The organism is Chromobacterium violaceum ATCC 12472 (genome assembly GCF_000007705.1).
Lineage (GTDB): Bacteria > Pseudomonadota > Gammaproteobacteria > Burkholderiales > Chromobacteriaceae > Chromobacterium > Chromobacterium violaceum.
Genome location: NC_005085.1, coordinates 2,140,602 through 2,163,776, shown reverse-complemented (window position 1 = coordinate 2,163,776; position 23,175 = coordinate 2,140,602). Strand labels below are relative to the sequence as shown.

Here is a 23,175-nt window from a genome sequence, read left to right as displayed (position 1 = left end):
CTCCTACTCCCCGCCGCCGGGCGCCGGCGGCTCCGTGATGAACGCGATCTTCACGATCCCCGCCTGCTGCACCGCCAGCACGATGCGGCCGATCGGCGCGTACCGCGCCGTCGCGTCGCCCCGGATGTGCACTTCCGGCTGCGGATCCTTCTTCGCTTCCTTCACCAGCCGCGCCAGCAATTCCTGCTGATCCTTCACCGGCGACATGTTCCAGTAGATGCGGCTGTCCGGCCCCACCCCCAGCACCACGTTCTCCGGCTTGGTCTGCGTCGGGATGTTCTGTTCTTTCGGCAGCGTCATCTTCACCGTTTGCGTCACCACCGGCACCGTGATCAGAAAGATGATCAGCAGCACCAGCATCACGTCCACCAGCGGCGTGGTGTTGATCGCAGACAGCACCTGGTCCTCGTCGCCCTTGCCGTGGCCAAATCGCGTGTAACGGGCCATCTTCGATTACCGGCTCGGGTTGTTCAGCAGGCTGGCGTGCAGACGGCCCGACACCACGCGCACGTTGTCCAGCACCAGCTTGTTGCGCCGCACCAGCCAGTTGTATCCCAGCACCGCCGGCACCGCCACCGCCAGGCCGATCGCGGTCATGATCAGCGCTTCGCCCACCGGGCCGGCCACTTTATCGATGGAAGCCTGGCCCGAAGTGCCGATCTTCACCAGCGCGTGGTAGATGCCCCACACCGTGCCGAACAGGCCGACGAACGGCGCGGTGGAGCCCACGGTGGCGATCACCGACAGACCGTTCTGCATGTGATGGCTGGCGGAGTCCACCGCGTCCGAAATCGCCATCGCCACCCAGGTATTCAGGTCCACGCGGTTGGCCAGCTCGCCCTTGTGCTCGGCGGCGGCTTCAATGCCGGCTTGCGCCACCGCGCTGTACATCCCTTCGTCCGCCAGCTCGCTGGCGGCCTTTTGCAGGTCCACGCCGTGGTGGGCCAGCAGTTCATGCCCCTGCTTGATCAGGCGGCGTTGTTCCAGCAGCTTGACGATGCCGACGTACCAGGTGGACGCCGACATGATCAGCAGAATGATCAGCGTGCCCTTCGCCACGAAGTCGCCTTGCGACCACAGCGCGTCGATGCCGTACGGATTGGAAGTGCTGACGGTCTCCGCCGCCAGCGCCGGCAGTGCGGTCAGCAGGCCGGCTGCGCCCAGGACTTTGCCCAGAAATGCGCGAGTGATCTTGGTCATGGTATTTGCTCCTTTGTGTCTTGAGATGCCCTGGGCGACTTAGGCGCCAGAGTCGAGTTTGAAGCCGAATTCCTGTTTCAGCTGGGAATTGGCCTGGCAGGTGTAACCCTGCAGTGCGGCCGTGATCGCCGACTTGAAGCTGCTGCGGTAGCGCGGCGGAATGTCGCCGCTGAAATTGAAGCTGGCCTCGCCGCCGAACTTGCCGCTGGCGCCCACGCTGAACACCACCGACACCACGCCCTGGATTTCGTCTTCCTGGGCCTTGCTCGGATACTCCGGCGCTTCCAGGTGGCTGCAGTTGGCCTTGGCCGAAACCGGGCCCTTCGGCGCTTCCACCGCCGGGGCCGGAGTCGGCGCCGGCTGCGGCGTCGGATCGGCCGTCACCGATTGGATCGCGTTCTGCGATTGCACCATCGGCGGCGGATTGACCACCGGCGGCACGTAGGCCTGCGGCTTCGGCGCCGTCGGCTGCTGCACCACTTTCTCGATCTTCGGCGGCGGCGGTGGCGGCGGCGGCGGTTCGCTGATCACCGACACTTCCACTTTCTGCTGGATCACCTTGACCACCCCCTGGGCCAAACCGGTCACCAGCGCGTAGATCAGCGCGGCGTGGAACAGGATGACGCCCGCCAGGCCGGCGAATCGTCGCCGAGGCGGAGGGCCTCCCACTCCTTTGGCTGTGATACTTGTCATATGGATTACCCATTCCCTCGATGAAACCGGCGAATCCATCCGGTTCGGCATGCTTGCCCGAACGGATTCGCCAACCTGTCGCTGCGGCGGGGCGGGATCGCCTCCCGCGCCGCATTCTCAACGCATAAGGACATGCGCCGTCATGACAGAATGCTATAGCTGTGGACTAAATACAATAGCCAAAACTAGAGTTTGTATGACGCTTTCAAGAAAAAGGCTCGACCGACAGGATCGGCCAGAATCGGATCAAATCCTTTCTGGAAGAATTTGTTCTGATTGCTGAAAGGCGGCTCCTGGTCAAACAGATTCTTCACCCCCGCCGTCACGCTCAACTTCTTCTGCCATAGATAGGTAGATGACAGGTTCCAGTTGGAATACGGCTTGACGCTATGCGTTGCCTTGTAGTCGGTGTAACCGGAAACATAGTTCTGGGCCAACAATGCGCTCCAATTTCCCAGAGACCAGTTGAGGCCCAGCGAATGTTTCCAGCGAACTACTGGTTGCAAGCCATTGTTCCATTGGCTCAAACGTGAGTAATAGATCCCTCCCGCCTCCACCTGCTGGACGAACTTGGAGGTATAGGTTCCGTCCAGATTGATGGTGAAATTGCCAAGGCGGCTTCTGGGCAGCCGCCAGGAGAACGAGGTATCCAAACCCGCCGCGCTCAGATTGCCCAAGTTCTCGGTCGGAGTGGAAACGTAGTCAAGCTTGGAATACGGGTCATTCGGATTCACCCGGACAAAGCGGTTTGCATACTTGACCGGATCGTTGAAGATCAAGTCGTTGTCCAATACGCCTATCACTTTATTGATGGTGGTCCACCAGAAGTCGACGCTGGCTGTGATCTCCCTGATCGGCTCGATGACAACACCGAAAGTGAGCGAGCTGGCGCGCTCCGGCTCCAGATTGCGATTACCGCCCTGCTTGGCGAAGAAGGTGGTGCCGCAATCGGTCTTGTCACCGCCGTTGGCGGGTGTTCCGTTTGGACAAAGAACCGGGTCATTCAGATTGTTGCCGTTGGTATAGGTTTTCGCATCCGGCTGGAAGACATCGAACAGCGATGGCGCGCGGAATCCCCGGCTGGCGGAACCACGGAACAGAATTTGCGGGGCGGGCTGATACTTGAATGCCACCTTGGGATTGAAAGCCTTGCCGAAATCGCTGTACTTGTCGTAGCGCGCGGCCAGCTGTATGTCCAACCCCTTGATTACAGGCACATCGGCCTCAAGGTACAATGCCGAAATATTGCGGCTACCCTTGGTCGACTTGGAGTCCGCAATGCCGGACCCCACCGCGTACTGGGCCAGATCCTGAATCTGGCTGTCCAGCTTCTCATGGCGCAGCTCGCCACCGAATGCCGCCGCCAAATTGCCCGCCGGCAGGGCGAACAGCTCCTTGCTCGCCTTGAAATCCGCCAATGCCGTCTCGTACTTGGATATCCAGCCATCCCCCTTCAACTCCACGTTCTCCCACGCGCCGGCGGGCGAATCACCGAAAGGATTGATCTGGTCGTTCAGCAACGCCTGCTCGATCTTGTCGCCATTCACATAGCCGCTCTTGTAATTGATGGTGGTCTGGTTCGACGAATAAGCGGCGCCGGTACGATAATCCCAGCCACCGAGCAGGCCTTCCAGATTGACGGCCAAGCGGTGGGTATCCGATGTGCTCTTGGTGGTTCTTGGCCCCAGGGGATCACTGCGCAGGTTCAGCACCGCCTTGGCGCCCGGCGTCACCGGCGAGCCATCCGGCAGCACGGTAGGGAAGTACTTGTTGACGCCTGCCGTCAGCGTGGCAATGGACTGCATCGGCGTCGGACCGATGCGGGTGGTGCTGATATTGCGGGCGCCCAAATACTGCGCTGTCAGCATATGGTCGCCAAACTGCTTGCTAAGCTTACCGTTGGCGGTGAACTGCTCCACTTCCGGCGTCAGGTCCATGAACAGCCAGGTCTTTTCGCCGCAGCTGGTTGCATCCCTGGGCGTGGTGTAAGGCGGCCGGCAGCCCGGCATGGCGGCGTTGTAGACATTGCCATCCCCGGGCTTGCCCGCTGCCTGATAGAGGAAGTTGGCCGGATAGGTGATGCTGCTCAACGATTGGTTCTTGGTGGCGAAATCGCGATCTATGGTCTTGATCGCCTTGTTTTTTTGATAAGACAGTACGCCGTACGCATTCCAGCCATCCTTCGCAAGATCGCCCACACCGCCCAGCAAGCTGACATTGGCCGAATCGCCGCCTTTGTGCTGTGTCGCCTGCGCCTCGCCGGAAATCGTCAACCCTTGGTAGCTTTTCTTGGTGATGAAGTTCATCACGCCGCCGATGGCGTCACTGCCGTACAAGGCCGACGCGCCGTCTCGCAACACCTCGATCCGGTCTATTGCCGACAGCGGGATGGCGTTCAAATCCGTTGCGACGCCGGAAATCGCCTGGTTGGCGACTCGGCGGCCATCCAGCAGCACCAAGGTGTATTGCGGATCAAAACCTCTCAAGCCGGCATATGACGCGCCGCCGCTGACGGATTGCACGGAAGACGCGCCAACCAGATTGGACTGGTTGCTGGCCAATGAGTTGACCACCTGCTCGACCGTGGTGAAGCCTTGCTTGGTCATGTCCTCGGTGCGGACTATCGTCACCGGCAGCGCCTTTTCCTGCTTGATGCTGCGCTTGATATTGGAGCCGGTCACCTCCACCCGATCCAACTCTCCCGACGCCGCCTCATCCGCGGCCCATGCCATAGGCGCGTTGACGCCTATGCCCGCCATGGCCAAGGCCACGACCAGCTGTTTCTTTCTCATCACGGAACTCTCCTTTGCTCTTATCCGTATTCCATCCGCCAGTTCTACGGCTGGCGTGACGGCATTCGAGCCACGACCATCCCATGGGCATGACTCTGAATTCGAGTTTGAGAAGAGTTACGACAAACCGTCAATATCAGTAACAATTTGTCATTAAGTACAGATCGCCCCCGGAGCCTTGCCGGCGGCGCGCAATTTTCTGCCCCGCCGCCCCAGGAAGTGACATGAAAATCAAAGAGAGAACCTATATGCGACAAGGCACATGGCCCCTTTTCGGCATACCCGCTCGTTAAAGCCACGCACCTGTCGCGCACACGTCTGACAATGTCGTTTTTATGTAAAAAATGTTGCTTTTACACAAATTACTGAAAGAAACATCGAAAATAGAAAATTACCGTTCTCTCATAACTTGAATATTACTCATGCCACGCATGTGAAAATAATATTCAGCGTCTGAATCCTGCGACGCACCAGCCAATAAAAAAACCGGCCCGCCCGGGCCGGCTTGTCCTATCGCGGCGTCCGAAACGCTACGCCAGCGCCAGAGCCGGGTTCCACCCCTGCGGGATCGCCCCCAGCAGCTTCTTGGTGTAGCCGTCCTTCGGCTCGCGGTAGATCACGTCCGCGTCCGCCTGCTCCACCACCTGGCCCTTGTTCATCACCAGCACCTGGTCCGAGATGTGCTTCACCACCGCCAGATCGTGCGAAATGAACAGGTAGGACAGCTTGTACTCGTCCTGCAGGTCCTGCAGCAGGTTCAGCACCTGCGCCTGCACCGACACGTCCAGCGCCGACACCGATTCGTCGCAGATCAGCACTTCCGGCTTCAAGGTCAGGCAGCGCGCGATCGCGATCCGCTGCCGCTGGCCGCCGGAGAACTCGTGCGGGTACTTGGCCAGCGCGCCCGCCGGCAGCCCCACCTTGTCCAGCAGGTCCTGCGCCAGCCGGCGCCGCTGGCCGGCGTCCTGGCCAATGCCGTGCAGCAGCATCGGCTCGGTCAGGATCTGCTCCACCGTGAAGCGCGGGTTCAGCGACGCGTACGGGTTCTGGAAGATGATCTGGATCCGCTTCTTGTAGGCGTGGAAGGCCTTGGCGCTCATGCCGATCAGGTCCTGGCCGTGGAACAAGGCCTTGCCCGCCGTCGCCTGGTGCAGCCGCACCAGCGTCAGCCCCACCGTGGTCTTGCCCGAGCCCGACTCGCCGACGATGCCCAGCGTCTTGCCGCGCGCCAGCTTGAACGACACGTCCCGCACCGCGTGGAACTGGCGCTTGCCGAACAGGCCTTCGCGGATGTCGAAGCTCTTGCACAGCCCCTGCACGTCCAGAATGATCTCGTCGCCCGCCGCGTAGCCGCGCGTCCGCTCCGCCGGCTCCACGTAGCCGCCCGGCTGCAGGAAGTCGTCGATCACCGCCAGCCGCTCCGGGCGGCGGTCCAGGTGCGGCCGGCACGACAGCAGCGCCTTGGTGTAGGCGTCCTGCGGATCTTCGAAGATCTGCTTCACCGTGCCCTGCTCGCGGATCACGCCGTGGCGCATCACGATCACCTCGTCGGCGAACTCGCCCACCACCCCCAGGTCGTGGGTGATGAACAGCACCGACATGCCGTGCTTCTTCTGCAGATCGGCGATCAGCTGCAGGATCTGCTTCTGAATCGTGACATCCAGCGCGGTGGTCGGCTCGTCGGCGATCAAGAGCTTGGGCTCGCAGGCGATGGCGATGGCGATCATCACCCGCTGCTGCTGGCCGCCGGACAGTTCGTGCGGGTAGCTCTTCACCCGCTTCTCCGGCTCCGGCAGACCCACCTCGCGCAGCAGCTCCACCGCCCGCTTCCACGCCGCGCTCCGGCTCAGCCCGGCGTGCAGCGTCAGCGTCTCGACGATCTGCTCGCCGACGGTGAACACCGGGTTCAAAGAGCTCATCGGCTCCTGGAAGATCATCGCGATGTCCTTGCCGCGCAGCCGGCGCAGCTCCGCCGCGCTCAGCTTCAGCAGGTCGCGGCCGTCGAAGCGCAGCTCCGACGCCGGATCGATCTCGCTCGATTGCGGCGGCAGCAGCTGCATGATGGCCATCGACGTCACCGATTTGCCGGAACCCGATTCGCCGACCAGCGCCACCGTGCGGTGCGCCGGAATGTCGAAACTGACGCCCTTCAGCGCCTCGAAGCGGCCGCCGTCCTCCTGGCGGAAACGCACCCGCAGGTTGCGGACCGAAAGCAGGGTTTTGTTATCGCTCATATCCATTTCTCCTCATCCCGCTCACTTGGCCGCCGCGCGCGGGTCCAGCGCGTCGCGCAAAGCATCCACCAGCAGGCTGAACGCCGTCACCAGCACCGACATGGCGATGGTCACCGCCAGCATCTGCCACCAGTAGCCCTGGATCAGCTCGGTCGGCGCTTCGGCCAGCATCGAACCCAGGCTCACTTCGCGCACGCCGACGCCGAAGCCGAGGAAGGACAGAATGGCCTCGTACTTGATCAGCGCCACCGTCAGCAAGGAGAACTGCACCAGCAGCAGGTGGGAGAGGTTGGGCAGGATATGGACAAACATTTTCCGGCTGCTGCCGGCGCCGATGGCGTCCGCCGCCTGCACGTACTCGCGGCCTTTCAGCTTCAGGTACTCGGCGCGCACCAGGCGGTAGGTGCCGGTCCAGCTGGTCAGCGCCATCACCGAAATGATGGTGGTGATGCCGCGGCCGGACACCGCGGCGAAGGACAGCAGCAGCAGCATGTCAGGCACCGAAGTGAACACGCTGTAGAACCAGTTGAGGAAATCGTCGGTCTTGCCGCCGAAATAGCCGGACACCGCGCCCAGCGCGCAGCCGATCAGCAGAGAAAACACCGCGCCGAACACACCGACGAAGATGGACGTGGACGTGCCCTTCAACGCTTTCTGGATCACGTCCCGGCCCTGCAGATCGCCGCCGAACGGCAGTCGCTCCTGCCGCGGCGGCGTGTGGTCGGCGTATTCGCCGACATGCTTCTCCGCCTCGGACAGCTGCTTGCCGATCGGATCCTCGGCGCGGCTCAGTTCGACAGTGGGCGCGGCAGCGGCCTTAGCCGTCGGCTCCGGCGGCAACACATCGTCCGGGGACTCATTGACCCAGCTTGGCGGCGCATAAGGGACACCCACCTCGTCCGTCCAGTGCGCCCCCACCAGATTGAACCAGCCGCCGATCGAGACCAGCAGATAGGCCAGCACGATCCACATCGAAATAAAACCCACCTTATTGCGCTTCAGGCGCTGCCATCCCAGGCCCCACAGGCTGCGGGACGGCGCGGCCGGCGCGGCGCCGGCGGTATTCTGCAATGTCGTCATGATTGTTCTCCTCCGCTTACTTCAGTTGCACGCGCGGATCGATCCACTTGTAGACCAGGTCGCCCAACAGGTTGAACACCATGGTGGCGATGGCGATATAGATGGTGATGGCCTTGATCACCGGGAAATCGCTCTTGTTCACCGCCTGCACCACCTCGTTGCCCATGCCGGGAATGCCGAAGAAGCTCTCCAGCACCAGCGCGCCCAGCAACATGTACGGCAAGGACATCATCACGCTGGTCACCACCGGAATCAGCGCGTTGCGCAGCACGTGCTTCAGCATGATCTGGCGTTCGGACAAACCTTTGGCCCGCGCGGTGCGCACATAGTCCTGGCCCAGTTCCTCGACGAAGAAGCTGCGATAGAAACGGATGTCCGGTCCGAGCGACACCATCAAGCCCAGCAGCAAGGGCAGCGGCACGTAGACGAATAGATTGACCCAGAACGAATCCCCCCAGCCGCGCACCGGAAACCAGCCCAGCTTGAAGCCGAGGAAAAACTGGCCGGCGATGATGTAGATCAGCGCGCTGATGGACATGGCCACGGTGCAGGAAATGGTGACGATGTGATCGGTCAGGCCGCCGCGGAAGTACGCGACCAGCGCCGCCAATGGAATGGCGACCAGCAGATCGACCACCAGCATGGCGCCGGTCAGCGTCAGCGACGGCCCGACGCGGCTGCCGATGATGTCGGACACCGGCTGCTGGGTGGACCAGGAAGTGCCGAAGTCCAGCGTCAGCACTTGATGGACAAACAACAGAAATTGTTCCGGCAGGCTCTTGTCCAGACCCAATTGGGCGCGGATGTGCGCCAGCACCTCGGCCGAGAAATGCTTGCCGGCCAGCACCAGCGACGGATCGCCGCCCACCAGCGTGAACAGGATGAATACCAGCAGCATCACCCCGAACAGGGTCGGGATCATTTGCAGCAGCCGGCGGATGATGAATGCGGACATGATGATTCTCCTCGCTCCCCGCTTATTTTTCTACGTCCAGGAAACGCCAGATGGCATTGAAGTTGGGGTGGTGCTTGAACCCCCTCACCCACGGCTGCGCCAGCGCGTTGGTGAAACGAATGTCGCTGAACATCCACGGCGTGTCGCCGGCCACGATCTTGTTCATCTGGTCGTACAGGCGGTTGCGCTCCGGTCCGTCCGGCAGCAGGCGCGACTGTTCGTAGAGCTTGTCGTAGCGCGGGGACTGGTAGCAGGCGTTGTTGGAGTTGCCGACATTGCCGCCGTACAGCAGTTGCGTGAAGTTGTCGCCGTCGGGGTAATCCGCGCTCCAGGCGCCGCCGTTCATGCCGAACTTGCAGTCGCGCTGCGCCTTCACCTGCTCGTTCCACTGCATCACGCGGAAATTCACCTTCACCTTGATGCGGTCGAAGGCCTTCTGCCAATACTCGTTCCACTGCTTGTCGATGGCGGTGGGGCCGGTCAGGAAATCGACGACGACGGGCTTGCCGTCCGGAGCATGGCGGTAGCCGTCGGCGCCGATCTTGTAGCCGAACTGGTCCAGCAAGGCATTGGCCAAGGGCGGGTTGTAAGGATAGGCGGCGCGGAAATCGGGATTGTGCCCGGCCACGTTGGGCGGCACGATGTACTGCACCTGCACCGCCTGGTTGCGGCGGATGTCGCGTATCGTTTCGTTGGTGTCGAAAGCCATGGAAATCGCGCGGCGCAGCGCGATCTTGTCCTTGCCGTACCCGCCGACGACCGGGTCCTTCATATTGAACGCGTAGAAGGTGACCTCCTCGCCCAGCTCGCGGCTAAGCTGAACGCCCTTGTTTTTCAGTTCCGGCTTCAGCTCCGCGCGCCAGGGATTCTTGGGGTCCAGCCGCAGGACTTGCCGGATCAAAGGCTGAGGAATGCCTACGAGATCCAACTCCCCACTCTTGAAGGCCAGCCAGGCCGGCTGTTCCTCCTGGATCACCGACACCTCGATCCGGTCTATCTGCGGATAGCGCTTGCCGTTCATCCGCGCGGCGATCCGTTGATCGCCGGCATCGGCGGCCGCGCCATAATGGAAGACCTCTCGGCGGAAATTGGGATTGCGCACCAGCGTCATGCTGTTGCCCGGCTTCCAGTCCTTCAAAACATAAGGCCCGGTGCCGACCGGGTGGGCATTGGTATTGTCGCCATAGGCATCGACCACTTCCCGCGCCTGTCCCTCCACCCAGCTGCCGGCCAGCAGGAAAGGCAGGGATGGGAATGGCTGCTTGAACTTGAGCTGCAAGGTGTAGCGGTCCAGCGTCTTCACGCCTTCCACCACCGTGTCGTAGTCCAGTTTGCCCTTGCCCGCTTTCTTCACCAGCTCAGCCAAGCCCGCCAGCTTGTCGGTGAAGGTATCGCTGAGCGGCGAAGCCACCGTCGGATCGGACAGGCGCTTGATCGAGTACACGTAATCGGCGGCGGTCAGTTCGCGCTTCTTGCCCTTGAACGCCGGGTCAGGCGCGAAATAAATGCCCTTCTTCAAATGGAAAGTGTAAGTCAGACCGTCGGCGCTGACCGTCGGCATCGCCGTGGTCACATTGGGCACCACCTTCACCGGGCGGGACAGGTAGTCAAAAGTCAGCAAGGGATCGTAGATGTGCTCGATCACCGCGGACGAATAGATGTCGGATATCTTGGCCGGATCAAATCCGGTCTCCGGCGCGCTGAACGCCACATGCAGCACCTTCTCCGCGGCGGCCGCATGCAGCGGCGTCACGCTCCCCCAGACCATCAGTGCCGCCACCAGGGGCTTTCTCAGGCACATAGACGTTTTCTCCTCTATTTTTCTAATCGGAACCAGTCCGCATCGGGATGGTCGATTTTCTATCGCGGCCGGCCGCTTGGCGTCCGCGGCCGCGCAGGCTCAATCTTGTTAACACAAAGCCGATATCGCCCACACCTTAACGATTGACACACCGACAAGATGACATCATCGTTAAATAAACAACAAACCCATGTCCGCCGCGGCCGCGCAATCCCGACAGGCCCGCGCCGCCGCAAGGAGAGCGCTATGAAATCCGCAACATTCATGCTCGCGCTGGCCGCGCTGCTGCTGGCCGGCTGCGCCACCCAACAGGGCTACGCGCAAAAGGTCTACGCCTGGCAGGGGCGCGACGCCAACGAACTGCTGGCAACCTGGGGCGCGCCTACCGCCCAGATGACCATGCCCAACGGCAAGCTGCTCTACACCTACCGCACCGCCTACAGCCAGGAAATGCCGATACAGGGCAACGGCTTCTACTACCCGTGGAGCGTCAGCGGCGGCGGATCGGTCTACTACAGCTGCACCACCAACTTCGTCGTCGATCCGCGCGACCACACCGTCTTGTCGGTCAGCTTCGACGGCAACGACTGCGTCGCGCCGACCCGCAAGTAAGGCCCCGTCGATGTTCCACATGACAGGAGCCGGCGATTGCCGGCTCCTTGTCTATTTGCCCCCGGCCTCGCTCAGGCCCAGCGCGCGGCGGCCGCCGAGCAGGCGGCGGATGCGGACGCGCAGGCCGTCCAGATAGGTGTACACCACCGGCACCACCAGCAGGGTCAACAGCGTGGAAGTGGCCAGACCGCCGATGATGGCGTGTGCCATCGGCCGATTGGTCTCCGAACCGTCGCCGGTGCCCAGCGCCAATGGCAGCATGCCGAAGATCATCGCCAGGCTGGTCATCATGATGGGGCGCAGCCGCACCCTGCCCGCCTCGACGATGGCGTCTTCCCGGGCCATGCCGTCCTGGCGGGCGCGATTGATGAAGTCCACCAGCAGAATGCCGTTCTTGGCCACCAGGCCCATCAGCATGATGATGCCGATGATGGAGAACATGTTCAGCGTGGAGCCCCACAGGAACAGCGCAACGAACACGCCGCCGAAAGCCAGCGGCAACGCCACCATGATGGTTACCGGCATGGTGAAGCTGCGGAACTGCGCGGCCAGGATCAGGTAGATGAAGATCACGCCCAGGCCCAGCGCGCGCAGCGCGTTGCCCACGGTTTCCTCCATGTCCTTCTGCTGGCCGCGGTGCATGCGCTGCACGCCCTGCGGCAGCTGGGTGCCGTCCAGCAGCTTGTCGATGTCGGCCATCGCCGAGCCGACGTCGCGGCCCTCCACATTGGCCAGGATGCTGATCTCGCGCATCATATTGGTGCGCTTGATCTGGCGCGGGCTGACGCCCTGCCGGGTCTCGATCAGCGTGGACAGCGGCACCATCTGCGCCGCGCCGTTTTCGTCGCGGTTGCCGGCCACCTTCAGCTGGTCCAGCAGCTCCTGGCGGCGCTCGTCCTTCGGCACCCGGAGCCGCACGTCGTAATTCTCGCCGTCCGGCGCCTCCCAGGTCGTCACCACATTGCCGGCCAGCAACATGGACAGCAGGTTGCCCACCCGGTTGAGATCCACGCCCAGGCTCAGCGCCGCGTCGCGCTTCAGCGTCAGGCTAAGCGACGGATCGCCTTCGGTCAGGTTGGACTCGATGTCCTTGACGCCCTTCACCTTGGCGATGCGGGCCATGATGTCGCGCGACACCGCGTCCAGCTCGGCCAGATTGGAGCCGCGCAGGCCGATGAAGATGGGCTTGCCCTGCTGCTCGTCGTTGGCCACCGCCTTGATCAGCACGCCGGCCACCGGCTGCACCCGCTTGCGGGCGTCGGCGATGACCTGGTCCAGGCTGCGCTGGCGCGAGCGCTTGTCGCCGATGTCCAGCGTCAGCTGGCCGTCGTTCTTGCCGGCCCCGAAGTTGCCGGCGCCGACATCCAGCGACACGGTCTGGATTTCCTTGATGCCGGACAGCGCGGCCGCCAGTTCCTTGCCCTTCAGCGTCGTGTATTCCAGCGAGGAGCCCGACGCGGTCTGGTACACCACGTTGATCTTGCCGCTGTCGCGCACCGGCACGAATTCGCCGCCTATCCTGGGCACCAGCATGAAGCTGGCCACGGTCACGCCCAGCGCCAGCGCCAATGTGGTCTTGCGATGGCCGAGCACCCAGCGGATCACTGCCGCGTAGCGCTCGGACAGGCGGTCCAGCGAGGTTTCGAACCAGTCCAGCATCCGACCCAGCGGGCCGCAGTGGCGATCGCCGTGGTGGTGGGGGTCGTGCCAGATCGACGACAGCATCGGGTCCAGCGAGAAGCTGACGAACATCGAGATCAGCACCGCCACCGCGACGGTGAGGCCGAACTGATGGAAGAAGCGGCCGATGATGCCGCTCATGAAGCCCACCGGCAGGAACACCGCCACCACGGTCAGCGTGGTGGCCAGCACCGCCAGGCCGATCTCATTGGTGCCGTCCAGCGCGGCCTGGTAATGGCTCTTGCCAAGCGCGGCGTGGCGGACGATGTTTTCCCGCACCACGATGGCGTCGTCGATCAGCAGGCCGATGGACAGCGACAGCGCCAACAGCGTCAGCATGTTCAGCGTGAAGCCCATCAACTGCATCGCGAACAGCGTGCCCACCAGCGCCACCGGCAGCGTCAAGCCGGTGATCACCGTGCTGCGCCAGCTGCCCAGGAACAGGAACACGATCAGGATGGTCAGCCCCGCGCCTTCCAGCAGCATCGACTCCACGCTGCTCAGCGCCTTCTTCACGTCCTCGGCGGAATCATAGGTGTAGCGCAGCTCGGTACCGGCCGGCATCTGCGGCTTCAGTTCGGTCAGCAGTTTCTTGACCCCGGCGGCCACCGCCACCTCGTTGGCACCGCGCGCGGCCTTGACGTCCACGCCCAGGCCGGGCTGACCATTGACCAGCGACACGCTGTCCTGTTCCGCCTGGGTGTCCGCCACCGCCGCGATGTCGTCCAGCCGGATCGGCGTGCCGTTGCGATAGCCGACAGCCAGCGCGGCGAAGTCGTCGGCGGACTTCAGCTTGCCGGACACCCGGATCGCCCACTCCTTGTGCGCGGTGGACACGTTGCCGGCCGGGAAATCCTGGTTGGCGGCCTTGATGGCGTCGGCCACATCGGCCAGCGACAGGCCGGAGCCTTCCAGCCGCACCGGATCGATGTCGATGCGGATTTCCCGTTTCACCGCGCCGATCAGGCTGACGTCGCCGACGCCCTCCACCATCTGCAGCCGCTTCTTCAGCACGTTCTCCGCCCAGCTGCTCAGCTCGCGCGGCCGGGTCTGGCTGGAGGTCAGCGACAGCGACAGCATGGGCTTGTCGTTGGGGTCCACCTGGGACACCGACGGCGTGCCGATCTCGCGGCGGAACTGCCCCTGCACCGACGCCACCTTGTCGCGCACGTTCTGCACCGCGACGATGGGGTCGACGGACAGCTCGAACTCGGCCACCACGAAAGAGCTGCCCTCGGAAGAATAGGAACGGATTTCCTTGATGCCGTTGACGGTGTTGAGCGCCTCCTCCAGCGGCTTGCTCACCTCGCTCTCCACCACCTCGGGCGAGGCGCCGGTATAGCGCGTCTCCACCACTGCCATCGGCAGACGGACGTCGGGCATTTCCTCCACGGCCAGCTTCTGCCAGGAGAACAGGCCCAGCACCATCAGCGTCATCATCAATACTGCGGCGAAATACGGGTTGCGCACGCTTACGCGGGTCAGCCACATGACGTTCTCCTCAACCCAGTCGGGCCGGCAGGCTGACCGGGTCGCCCGCCTTGCTGCCCAGCAGTTCGCCGACGATCACGCTGGCGCCGGCGGCCACGCCACCAATCGCGGCCTGGCGCTCGTTTTCCGCGCGCAACTCCACGGTTACCGGCCGCTTCGCCAACCGGCCCTTCTCCACCACCATCACCCAGGGCTTGGCGTCGATGTCGCGCACCGCGGCGATGGGCACCACCACCTTGTCCTTCACCTCGCGCACCACCACCCCGCCCTTGGCGAACTGGCCCACCTTCAAGTGCCCGTCCGTGTTCCGCACCCGCACGAACAGCGTGAAGCTGCGGGTGCCGGGGATGGCCACCGGATTGATGCGCACCACTTCGCCATGCTCTTGGACGTCGCGGCCGTCGACGCTGAACGAAGCCGGCATGCCCACCCTGACCTGCCCCACCAGTCTCGAGGGCACGGTGGCGGCGATCTCCAGCACCGCCAGGTCGGCCACCGAAAACAGCTTCATATTGCGGCTGGCCACTTCGCCCGGATTGATCTTGCGCTCGTAGACCACGCCGTCTATCGGCGATTTCACCTGGGCATCGGCCAGCGAGCGCTGAGCCCGCGCCAACTGGGCCGACTGCGCGCGAAGCTCGCCTTCTTTCACTCGGTAATCGCTTTCCAGCTCGTCGAACGCCACCTGGGAAATGAAACCCTTGCCCAACAGCTCGCGCTGCTTGTCCAGCTTGACCTTGGCCAGCTTCAGCCGCGCCTTGGAGTTGTCGAGCTGGGCGTTCTGCTCCGCCACCGACTGCCCCAACGACTCGGCGTCCAGCACCGCCAGCAACTGGCCGCGACGCACACTCTCCCCTTCGCGCACCTTCACTTCGCGAACGTTGGCGTCGACCTCGGACGCCACCGCGCTGCTGGTCAGCGCGTTCAGCGAGCCGGTGAACGGAATGGCGGCGGCGAGCGGCCTCACTTCCGCCCGCACCACATCGGCGCCGGACAAGCGGCGCGCCGCCGGCGCCGACGCGTTCTTGCCGGAAGCGGACGCATGCTCGGCGCCGCCCTTGCCACAGGCGGCTAGCGATAGAAGAAACAGGGCGGACAGGCAAAGACGTATGTTCATATGTGTGTTTTCCGATGTGGCCATCGCGGCGTCATCCGGTCTTGTTGTCGATTACGGAACAGGCGGCCGTTTGGCCGCCTGTCCGACATCATGCCACATCCGTGAATTTATTTTAATGTCATTGCACAAACTGTTCCGATCCGACGATGCCCAGCTTCGTCAAACCCAAACGCTGCGACTCCGCCAGCACCATCGCCACCGGCGCGTAACTCGCATCCTTGTTCGGCTTGATGTGCAGCTCCGGCTGCGGCTCCGACTTCCCCGCCGCCGACAGCTTCGCCTCCAACGCCTCGCGGTTCGCCAAACGCTCGCCGTTCCACATCACCCCGTTGTCCGGCGCAATGTCGATCTGCACCACCACCGGCTTCACCTGCACCTTCGACGGCGTGTTCACCGGCATGTCCAGCTTCACCGCGTGCGTCTGGATCGGTATCGTGATGATCAGCATGATCAGCATCACCAACATCACGTCGATCAGCGGCGTGGTGTTGATCTCCATCATCAGGTCGTCTTCTCCCGACGACCCCACATTCATCGCCATGTCTCTTCTCCTACTCCCCGCCGCCGGGCGCCGGCGGCTCCGTGATGAACGCGATCTTCACGATCCCCGCCTGCTGCACCGCCAGCACGATGCGGCCGATCGGCGCGTACCGCGCCGTCGCGTCGCCCCGGATGTGCACTTCCGGCTGCGGATCCTTCTTCGCTTCCTTCACCAGCCGCGCCAGCAATTCCTGCTGATCCTTCACCGGCGACATGTTCCAGTAGATGCGGCTGTCCGGCCCCACCCCCAGCACCACGTTCTCCGGCTTGGTCTGCGTCGGGATGTTCTGTTCTTTCGGCAGCGTCATCTTCACCGTTTGCGTCACCACCGGCACCGTGATCAGAAAGATGATCAGCAGCACCAGCATCACGTCCACCAGCGGCGTGGTGTTGATCGCAGACAGCACCTGGTCCTCGTCGCCCTTGCCGTGGCCAAATCGCGTGTAACGGGCCATCTTCGATTACCGGCTCGGGTTGTTCAGCAGGCTGGCGTGCAGACGGCCCGACACCACGCGCACGTTGTCCAGCACCAGCTTGTTGCGCCGCACCAGCCAGTTGTATCCCAGCACCGCCGGCACCGCCACCGCCAGGCCGATCGCGGTCATGATCAGCGCTTCGCCCACCGGGCCGGCCACTTTATCGATGGAAGCCTGGCCCGAAGTGCCGATCTTCACCAGCGCGTGGTAGATGCCCCACACCGTGCCGAACAGGCCGACGAACGGCGCGGTGGAGCCCACGGTGGCGATCACCGACAGACCGTTCTGCATGTGATGGCTGGCGGAGTCCACCGCGTCCGAAATCGCCATCGCCACCCAGGTATTCAGGTCCACGCGGTTGGCCAGCTCGCCCTTGTGCTCGGCGGCGGCTTCAATGCCGGCTTGCGCCACCGCGCTGTACATCCCTTCGTCCGCCAGCTCGCTGGCGGCCTTTTGCAGGTCCACGCCGTGGTGGGCCAGCAGTTCATGCCCCTGCTTGATCAGGCGGCGTTGTTCCAGCAGCTTGACGATGCCGACGTACCAGGTGGACGCCGACATGATCAGCAGAATGATCAGCGTGCCCTTCGCCACGAAGTCGCCTTGCGACCACAGCGCGTCGATGCCGTACGGATTGGAAGTGCTGACGGTCTCCGCCGCCAGCGCCGGCAGTGCGGTCAGCAGGCCGGCTGCGCCCAGGACTTTGCCCAGAAATGCGCGAGTGATCTTGGTCATGGTATTTGCTCCTTTGTGTCTTGAGATGCCCTGGGCGACTTAGGCGCCAGAGTCGAGTTTGAAGCCGAATTCCTGTTTCAGCTGGGAATTGGCCTGGCAGGTGTAACCCTGCAGTGCGGCCGTGATCGCCGACTTGAAGCTGCTGCGGTAGCGCGGCGGAATGTCGCCGCTGAAATTGAAGCTGGCCTCGCCGCCGAACTTGCCGCTGGCGCCCACGCTGAACACCACCGACACCACGCCCTGGATTTCGTCTTCCTGGGCCTTGCTCGGATACTCCGGCGCTTCCAGATGGCTGCAGTTGGCCTTGGCCGAAACCGGGCCCTTCGGCGCTTCCACCGCCGGGGTCGGCGTCGGCGCCGGCTGCGGCGTCGGATCGGCCGTCACCGATTGGATCGCGTTCTGCGATTGCACCATCGGCGGCGGATTGACCACCGGCGGCACGTAGGCCTGCGGCTTCGGCGCCGTCGGCTGCTGCACCACTTTCTCGATCTTCGGCGGCGGTGGTGGCGGCGGCGGCGGTTCGCTGATCACCGACACTTCCACTTTCTGCTGGATCACCTTGACCACCCCCTGGGCCAAACCGGTCACCAGCGCGTAGATCAGCAAGGCATGGAATACCACAACGCCCACAAGACCGGCCGAGCGCCGGCTGAGCATTCCGCTGTTGCGTTTGATGGAAACACTGCTCATTGCAATTACCTTCCCTGCGTGCATGCACCTGTGGGTCGGGAACCGGCATCCTCCGCCCATTCCCGACACCGCAAAGTGAACTCCTGTAACGGACCATCCGCAATCCGTAATTGCCCCCAGACGCCAGCCGGCGTCCGGGGGCGCATGCCCCGCGGCTTACATCTTGTAATTGGCCTTCAGGAAGTAGGCGCGGCCCACTGCATCGGTAAAGCGCGGATCATATCCTTGCGGAGTGGTATCGCCTTGATTGCTCCAAGGAGGCAGCTGATCGAAGAGATTGCGCACGCCAACAGTCAGCGTCAGCTTCTTGTCCCAGGCATAGCTGCCCGACAGGTTCCAGGTGGAATAAGGCTTGACCATGTGCGTTGCCACATCGTCCGTATAACCGGACTTGTAGTCCTGAGCCAGGATCCCGCTCCATGCGCCTTCCGACCAGTTCAAGGAAAGATTGTGCTGCCAACGGAAAGTCGGGCCGCCATTCACGTATGCGCCCAGGTCGCTATGGTAATCGCCGCCTTTCTCGTACTGGAACATATGTTTGCTGATATAGGTTCCATCCAGATTGACGGAGAAGGTACCAATGGCCGTGCGCGGGAAGCGGTACGAGAAGCCAAGATCAACCCCGGCCGCGCTGGTATTCCCCAGGTTCTGGGTGGCATCCATCACGTACAGCAGGTTGTTGCTGCCATCTCGCACGAACAGATTGCCATACTTGCTCGGATTGCCAAAAATCGTCGCTTCATTCAAGGAGCCGATGGTGTTCTGGATATTCGTCCACCAGAAATCGACGCTGGTCGTCAGATCCTTGACCGGCTCAAGCACCATGCCAAACGACAGGGAAGACGATTTTTCCGGATTCAACGACTTGTTGCCGCCGACAAACAGGTTCTGCTGAGTCTTGACGCAAGAATTAGAGCCCGCGCCAGGCTGCGCGACGCCGCCAGGGCACAATACCGGGTCGGTGTAGTTCTTGGCAGTCAGTTGCTGCTGGTTAGGCTGGTTGATGTCGTACAGCGACGGCGCGCGGAAACCCGTGCTGGCCGAAGTACGCAACAGCAGCTGCGGGATGGGCTGGTACTTCAGGGATACCTTCGGATTGACCGAGCTGCCGGAGTCGCTGTAATGGTCGTAACGGACAGCGAGGTTGGCATCCAGGTGCTTGATCACGGGAATGTCCATCTCGGCGTACAAAGCTTGCGCATTGCGACTGCCGGAACCATCCGTCGTCTTAGTCAAGCCGGTGCTGAGCGTATCCGATGCCACTGCATGGTTATAAGTATGCTCAATAGTCTCATGCCGGGTCTCTACGCCCAACGCCACCGCAAGCATACCCGCCGGCAGTTGGTACACTTCCTTGCTCACCTTGAAATCAGCCTGATCAAGTTTGGATTTGGCTTGCTCAATTTGCCCGGTGGATGCGTATGGTGCCCATGCGGCCGGATCTTCGGTATCCGGGTTGAAACCATTATTCAAAGCATTTTGCAGCTTGCTCTGGCTCAGGTAGCCGCTGACTACATCATGCGTCACCTTGCTCTCAGAATGGCCAAGGCCCGCGCGATAATCCCAGCCGGCGATCAAGCCTTCCGCATTAAACTGCAAACGCTGGGTCGTCGCCGTGCTGCTGTCCACGCGATCCCCCGCAGGCACCGAGCGCCCGTAGAGCGGGAATGGGCCATTGGCAGGATTTTCCCCCGGCGCGGTGGGCGATGTGACATCACCGGAAAAAGGCGTAGGTGCCACCCAGGTCGTGTTTTTGGTCTTGGTGATCATGTACTGCAGCGACAACTCATGATCGCCCAGACGAGTCGTCCCCTTCAGCACGGCGGTTTGCTGCTCGATTTCCGGCTGAATGGACGGGAAAAGGGAATACAGCTCGGAGCAGGCGCCGCTGCCATCCGGAATCGAGTACGGTGGTTTACAAGCCGGGTTTGCGGCCACCAGATCGCCCTTGGAATTCAGGTAATTGGCCGGGAAGCTGTTGACGCTGCGCTTGGTGCTGCTTGTGATCGTCGAAGCAAAATCACGGTCGGTGGCCATGATCTTTTCGGTCTTGTGGTAATCGTAAGCGCCATAGATGTTGAATCCATCTTTGCCGAGATCGCCATAGCCATAGGAGATGTTGACGCTTTTCTCCTTGCCTCCGGATCGCTGCGGGGACACAAATTCGCCACCGATATTCAGGCCCGTCATGGTCTTTTTAGTGATGAAGTTGATTACGCCGCCGATCGCATCGGTACCGTAGATCGCGGAAGCTCCATCACGCACCACCTCGACGCGATCAATCACGGAAAGCGGAATGGCATTCAAATCTACCGACGTGCCGTCCATCGGCTGATTCACGATGCGTCGGCCATCGAGCAGAATCAAGGTGTACTGGTGGCCCAGGCCACGCAGGCTGGCATACGCGGCGCCGCCGGTAGATGCGCCGACCGCCGCATTGGCGCCCTGGCTGGATTGGTTGGCGGCCAGGCTGTTGACCACTTGCTCGACGGAGGTCAGGCCCTGCTTGACCAGATCATCCGTTTTGATGATGGTCATCGGAACTGCGGTTTCTTTGCTGATCGAACGTTTGATGTTCGATCCGGTCACTTCCACACGATCCAGCGTGCCGGAGCTATCCGAGTCCGCATGCGCCAAGGGCATGTAGCCAACACTGCCGATCAGCGACAGCGCTATCGCAAGCGTTTTTCTCTTGTAGTTCATCATTTCTCCAAATCCCATGTAGAGGTATTGCCTGCCGCCTCGTGAGCGGCCGATCTTATCTATTTGTCGTGCCAAGTGAAGGCAATTCGAGTGTGAAAGTTTGTAATGACTAACGTCAACAGCCATTTACTTTTGTCTTGCCTTTCAAAAAGAGAGCAAACAAACGCATTCATGACAGTCACGCTTCGTCACAATTCAGGCAAGCAAATACATAGCAATTTCAGCATCAATGACGATGGAATGTCACTGTTTGTCACAAACACAAATTAGGAAATACTTTCCATTGCTGATAAATGATGTCTAATTTGTTGCATTTACGCAGTCCGATCATCTTTATATTGCGCCGTTCATAGCGTGGACCATGTTTTCCCTCACTCTCCCTCTCACGAAAACTCATGCCAAGCATGAGCAATAATAAACCCTAAAAATACCGAAAATCGTGCAAATGCTCTACTTCGTCATTCATGGCCATTGCCAAGCTTCTAAAAAGGGTAAATGTTTGCGAAATTGATTAATAAAGATCTCAAAGTATGAATTTGTATTAAATTCATTTGGCATTTTTATTCCACATGCACTATTGCGGAAGAGTCGTATGAAATTACGACATGCCTCGAATTATCCGGAGGCAACCATAGGCCAAGGGCGCGAACACAATTCGCAATACAAGCCCTGCCACTATCAGGAAAAGACATATCGTTTTTTCCTGTACTTAAACCGCAAGAGGAGAAACTGCATGTTTGCAAAACAGCACGCTATTGCACTGATCGTTGCCGGCGTATTCGCCGCCGGCGCACAAGCAGCCGAAGGCTGGGTCAACACCGCCACCCAGGCTCACCCGCTGGCCGCCACCCTGACCAGCTCCGCCGCCGCCAAGAGCACGGGCGAGCTCGCTGCCGGTCAGTCCGTGCATGTAACCGTTACGCTGAAACTGCGCAACAAGGCCCAGCTTGACGCCCTGACCGACAGCTTGCTGGCTGGCACCAGCCACAAAACGCTGAGCCATTCCGAATTCATGGCCCAGTACGCTCCGACCCAGGCCCAAGTGCAAAAAGTAGTGTCCCACCTGCAAAAGAGCGGCTTCCGTAACATCAAGGTCGCTCCGAACCGCATGTTGATCACCGCCGAAGGCAGCGCCGCCACCGCCAAGACCGCGTTCAACGCCACCCTGCATCACTTCAACGTCAACGGCCGCTCGGCGTTCGCCAACGTGACCGCCGCTCAAGTGCCGCAGTCGCTGGGCGATACCGTTCTGGCCGTTCACGGCCTGCAGAACGTCCATACCTTCCACACCACCCTGCGCAAGAGCGGCGTGCAAACCCTGGCCTCGGCCAAGACCAACAGCGTGATCGGCCACAACCCGACCGACTTCCCGCTGATCTACAACGCCAGCAGCCTGCCCCCGGCCAGCAACACCACCGTCGGCATCATCGCCGAAGGCGACCTGACCCAAACCCTGCAAGACCTGCAGCAGTTTGAAGACTCCGCCGGCTACAGCTATGTGCAGACCAACGTGATCAACGCCGGCGACGCCTCGTCCGACACCGATGGCGTGGGCGAATGGAACCTGGACAGCCAGGACATCCTCGCGGCCGCCGGCGGCGCGCTGCAGCAGATGAACTTCTACGTCGCCACCTCGATGACCAACGCCGACATCACCGCCGCCTACAACTCGGCCGTCAGCGACGGTTCGGCCAAGGTGATCAATGTGTCCCTGGGCGAATGCGAACGTTACGCGCAAAGCGATGGCACCATCGCCTCCGACGATCAGATCTTCCAGACCGCGGTGGCTCAGGGCCAGACCTTCTCGGTTTCCACCGGCGACTCCGGCTCCGCCGAATGCGGCAGCACCTCAGGCCAAAGCTACCCGGCCACTTCGCCCTACGTGATCGCCATCGGCGGCACCACGGTGAACACCAGCGGCACCACCAAGTACTCGTCGGAAACCGTCTGGAACGGCACCGGCGGCGGCCCGAGCGTCGTCGAAGCGGCTCCGTCTTGGCAAACCAAGGCCGGCGTGCTGACCACGTCCAAGACCAAGCGCGGCGTGCCGGACGTGTCGTTCGACGCTGACCCGAACAGCGGCGCGCTGGTGATCGTGAACGGCAGCAATCAGCAAATCGGCGGCACCAGCCTGGCTGCTCCGCTGTTCACCGGCTTCTGGGCGCGCATCCAGTCCGCTCACGGCAACAGCCTGGTATCGCCGAACCCGGCCATCTATCAGTACTTCAAAGCCAACCCCTCGCTGTACCACGACGTGACCAGCGGCAACAACGGCGGTTACAAAGCCACCGCCAGCTGGGACTACGCCACCGGCTGGGGCAGCCTGAACGTCGCCAACCTGAACACCTTCATCAACAGCCACTCCGGCTTCTAAGCGCT

17 protein-coding genes are annotated in these 23,175 nt (G+C 61.9%); 2 read left to right on the top strand and 15 right to left on the bottom strand.

Annotated elements, in window-relative coordinates; all coding sequences use genetic code 11:
- Positions 1-3 precede the first annotated feature (3 nt).
- The 8 genes from CV_RS09685 to CV_RS09650 form a co-directional block, all read right to left on the bottom strand.
- Positions 4-447, bottom strand: a complete 444-nt coding sequence (locus CV_RS09685; protein WP_011135524.1) for an ExbD/TolR family protein — start codon at positions 445-447, stop codon at positions 4-6.
- Between the two features lie 6 nt (positions 448-453).
- The gene (locus CV_RS09680; RefSeq protein WP_011135523.1) at positions 454-1,200 is read right to left on the bottom strand and encodes a MotA/TolQ/ExbB proton channel family protein; all 747 of its coding nucleotides are present in this window, start codon (positions 1,198-1,200) and stop codon (positions 454-456) included.
- 39 nt (positions 1,201-1,239) lie between these two features.
- The gene (locus tag CV_RS09675) at positions 1,240-1,869 is read right to left on the bottom strand and encodes a hypothetical protein (protein ID WP_223938150.1); all 630 of its coding nucleotides are present in this window, start codon (positions 1,867-1,869) and stop codon (positions 1,240-1,242) included.
- Positions 1,870-2,078: 209 nt separating this feature from the next.
- A complete protein-coding gene (locus CV_RS24230; protein ID WP_011135533.1) occupies positions 2,079-4,685 on the bottom strand; it encodes a TonB-dependent receptor in 2,607 nt (868 codons plus the stop codon).
- Between the two features lie 530 nt (positions 4,686-5,215).
- A complete protein-coding gene (locus CV_RS09665; protein ID WP_043595965.1) occupies positions 5,216-6,919 on the bottom strand; it encodes an ABC transporter ATP-binding protein in 1,704 nt (567 codons plus the stop codon).
- Between the two features lie 21 nt (positions 6,920-6,940).
- Positions 6,941-7,999, bottom strand: a complete 1,059-nt coding sequence (locus CV_RS09660; RefSeq protein WP_011135531.1) for an ABC transporter permease — start codon at positions 7,997-7,999, stop codon at positions 6,941-6,943.
- A 16-nt stretch (positions 8,000-8,015) separates the two neighbouring features.
- Positions 8,016-8,954 (bottom strand): ABC transporter permease, encoded by a 939-nt coding sequence (locus tag CV_RS09655; protein WP_011135530.1) that lies wholly within the window; start codon positions 8,952-8,954, stop codon positions 8,016-8,018.
- Between the two features lie 22 nt (positions 8,955-8,976).
- A complete protein-coding gene (locus CV_RS09650) occupies positions 8,977-10,755 on the bottom strand; it encodes an ABC transporter substrate-binding protein (protein ID WP_011135529.1) in 1,779 nt (592 codons plus the stop codon).
- A gap of 246 nt (positions 10,756-11,001) precedes the next feature.
- On the opposite strand from CV_RS09650, the gene CV_RS09645 reads away from it, so the two are divergent.
- Positions 11,002-11,367, top strand: a complete 366-nt coding sequence (locus tag CV_RS09645) for a hypothetical protein (RefSeq protein ID WP_011135528.1) — start codon at positions 11,002-11,004, stop codon at positions 11,365-11,367.
- A 51-nt stretch (positions 11,368-11,418) separates the two neighbouring features.
- Here the strand turns inward: CV_RS09645 and CV_RS09640 are convergent, their stop codons facing one another.
- The 7 genes from CV_RS09640 to CV_RS09610 form a co-directional block, all read right to left on the bottom strand.
- A complete protein-coding gene (locus tag CV_RS09640; protein WP_011135527.1) occupies positions 11,419-14,538 on the bottom strand; it encodes an efflux RND transporter permease subunit in 3,120 nt (1,039 codons plus the stop codon).
- A gap of 10 nt (positions 14,539-14,548) precedes the next feature.
- Positions 14,549-15,655, bottom strand: coding sequence for an efflux RND transporter periplasmic adaptor subunit (locus CV_RS09635; protein ID WP_043595963.1), 1,107 nt, complete (start codon positions 15,653-15,655; stop codon positions 14,549-14,551).
- A 118-nt stretch (positions 15,656-15,773) separates the two neighbouring features.
- On the bottom strand, positions 15,774-16,196 hold the full coding sequence (locus tag CV_RS09630; RefSeq protein ID WP_011135525.1) for an ExbD/TolR family protein: 423 nt from the start codon (positions 16,194-16,196) through the stop codon (positions 15,774-15,776).
- A 10-nt stretch (positions 16,197-16,206) separates the two neighbouring features.
- Complete coding sequence (locus CV_RS09625) at positions 16,207-16,650, bottom strand: ExbD/TolR family protein (protein ID WP_011135524.1); 444 nt, start codon at positions 16,648-16,650, stop codon at positions 16,207-16,209.
- A gap of 6 nt (positions 16,651-16,656) precedes the next feature.
- Entirely contained in the window at positions 16,657-17,403 is a 747-nt protein-coding gene (locus tag CV_RS09620) for a MotA/TolQ/ExbB proton channel family protein (RefSeq protein ID WP_011135523.1), read from the bottom strand.
- 39 nt (positions 17,404-17,442) lie between these two features.
- Positions 17,443-18,093: a hypothetical protein gene (locus tag CV_RS09615; RefSeq protein ID WP_011135522.1), complete on the bottom strand. Its 651-nt coding sequence runs from the start codon at positions 18,091-18,093 to the stop codon at positions 17,443-17,445.
- 156 nt (positions 18,094-18,249) lie between these two features.
- Positions 18,250-20,799 carry a TonB-dependent receptor gene (locus CV_RS09610; protein ID WP_043595960.1) on the bottom strand — a complete coding sequence of 850 codons (2,550 nt, stop codon included), beginning with the start codon at positions 20,797-20,799 and terminating at the stop codon, positions 18,250-18,252.
- 730 nt (positions 20,800-21,529) lie between these two features.
- Here CV_RS09610 and CV_RS09605 point away from each other — a divergent pair.
- On the top strand, positions 21,530-23,170 hold the full coding sequence (locus CV_RS09605; protein ID WP_043595957.1) for a S53 family peptidase: 1,641 nt from the start codon (positions 21,530-21,532) through the stop codon (positions 23,168-23,170).
- Positions 23,171-23,175 lie beyond the last annotated feature (5 nt).